The organism is Mesorhizobium sp. M7A.F.Ca.CA.002.05.1.1, from assembly GCF_003998335.1.
Taxonomy (GTDB): Bacteria; Pseudomonadota; Alphaproteobacteria; order Rhizobiales; family Rhizobiaceae; genus Mesorhizobium.
Window position 1 is genome coordinate 1 of record NZ_RZQI01001037.1, and the last position, 1956, is coordinate 1956.

The 1956-nt window shown below is 60.5% G+C and carries 1 protein-coding gene; it reads right to left on the bottom strand.

Features of this window, described 5'->3' with window-relative positions; all coding sequences use genetic code 11:
* Positions 1-1667: HAD-IIB family hydrolase (locus EN939_RS32125; protein ID WP_127271582.1), on the bottom strand; the 1667-nt coding region annotated here is incomplete at its 3' end.
* Between the last annotated feature and the right edge of the window lie 289 nt (positions 1668-1956).

Consider the following 1956-nt stretch of genomic DNA (forward strand, 5'->3'; position numbering starts at 1 on the left):
GCGTCAAGCACCCGCTTGCGACTATCCTGCGCCGACAGGGTCTTGTCCTCTTCCGCCTCGGCGGTTTCGCGCGCCAGGTCCTTGTCCCTGATCTGATGTCGGAACCATTTGGAATAGTCGCCGGTGCGCAAATGAAACTCCCAGGTCTTGTCGTCTATCCCCTCGGCGATCTGAGCGAAGATCATCAGATTGTGAGCCCTGAGGTTCATCGCATTGTCAGGGCCATGGAAATAGAAGCTGCCGGCTTCGTCGAGCTGGCCTTCGGCATATTTCCGGCTGTGCCGCTTGAGTGACTGACGTGGTTCAACCACCTTGACCGTCTTGACTTTCTTGCCCGACTGCGGCCGCCAGAACAGCACGCGCGCGCCTTTGGGCGTTGGAATGTCCTTTGGCGGCTCAATGCCAGTTTCCTTGCAGAAGACCTTCACCACGTCCTTCGCCTTGGGGCCAAGCGCAATGATGGCTGTGACAAGGCGCAAGGCGTCTGTCGAGATCGCCTCGGGGTGAACGGTGATCAGGATTGTGCCCGGCAATTCCAATGACAGGACCGCCCGCGTATCGTCGCGCCGCTTGGGCAGAAGATGGTGCGCTTCATCGATGACGAGCCAGTGCGGTCTCGCGGTGCGCCGGCGGAAACTGCTCAGGCCAGGCAGCAGGTCGGCAAAGAAATCCGGCCTCTCGTCGACGCGCAGGGCCAATCCATTGACGACAATGTTGCTGTCGGCCTTGGCGATCAGATCCAGCACCTGCGCCTTTGTCGGCGCGCTTGAGCCGTCGCCCAGGCGAACGGCGCCTTCGAGGCCGTCATAGTCGCCTTCGGGATCGAAGACGCAGAACTGAAAACCACTTTCGACGAAGCGTTCCGTCAGCGCGGTGGCCAAGGTGGATTTGCCAATGCCGGAACTCCCGGCAATGAGGATCGTGTCGCTCGGCGACAGGTAGACATCATCGCCGCCAGACGATCCAAGAACGATGCCGTCATGGCGCTTCGGCACTATCGCGTGATCACGCTTTATCAGCTTTGCGATTAATTGCTCCACGCCCTTGCCGCGGGCGCCACGCATGACCAGGTCGGCTGTATCCTTGACCGCCGGAATTGCATTGTCGACGGCGGCGCTGCAGCCACAGGCCTGCAGGAACGCGTGGTCGTTCTCGGCATCGCCGACGCCGACGACGTTGTGCGGCGAAAGTCGAAGGTCCTGAAGGGCCGCAGCGAGCCCGGTGGCTTTGTTGATGCCGCTCGGCAGGATCATCACCGCGCCCTTGTTGAAGATGATTTCCAGTTCGAGACCCATCTTCTTGATGATATCGAGCACGGTCGCCTGATGGGGTTCCCAAGTCGCGACGATCGATCGCCCGACCGAAAGCGGCTTGACGCCCTGCCGCTTCAATCTGGCGACGAATTTGGGCTCGGGCGATGGGGCGATCACCCGTTCTTCCTCGCTTGCCGGCGTGTAGATCATCGCGCCATTCTCAGCGACGACCTTGTCGAAGAGGCTAAGCTCGGGAAAGACGCGCTTGAGATCGGGCAGTTCACGCCCGGTGACGAGAACCAGCTTGCGGCCGCTTTTCTTGAACCGCTCAAGCGCGGCGAGCGTCTTCTTGGCGACGATCCCATCATGAGCCAGCGTGCCGTCATAGTCTGCCGCCAATGCAATGAAATACATTCCGCCGACCCTTCTCGTTCCGGTTACCCGGCTAGAACGTGCGATTGAGACAAAGGCTCCCCACCGACCGGATCGCAGGTCTGGAGAAGGGCGGTTCGCCCTCGGAAATCAGGAACTCCTTCGGTGCCGGTACGTTGACCAGACAAGCCGGGAACCGTCCCGGTCTTTGCTGGCGGCGTGCAAACCCCGTCGCCGAAATCCACACCAAGCGCAATGAAAGGTAAGGCCATGGGCTTCTTTTCGAAGGACATCAAGACACTCGACGATCTCTTCGTGCACACGCTGCGCG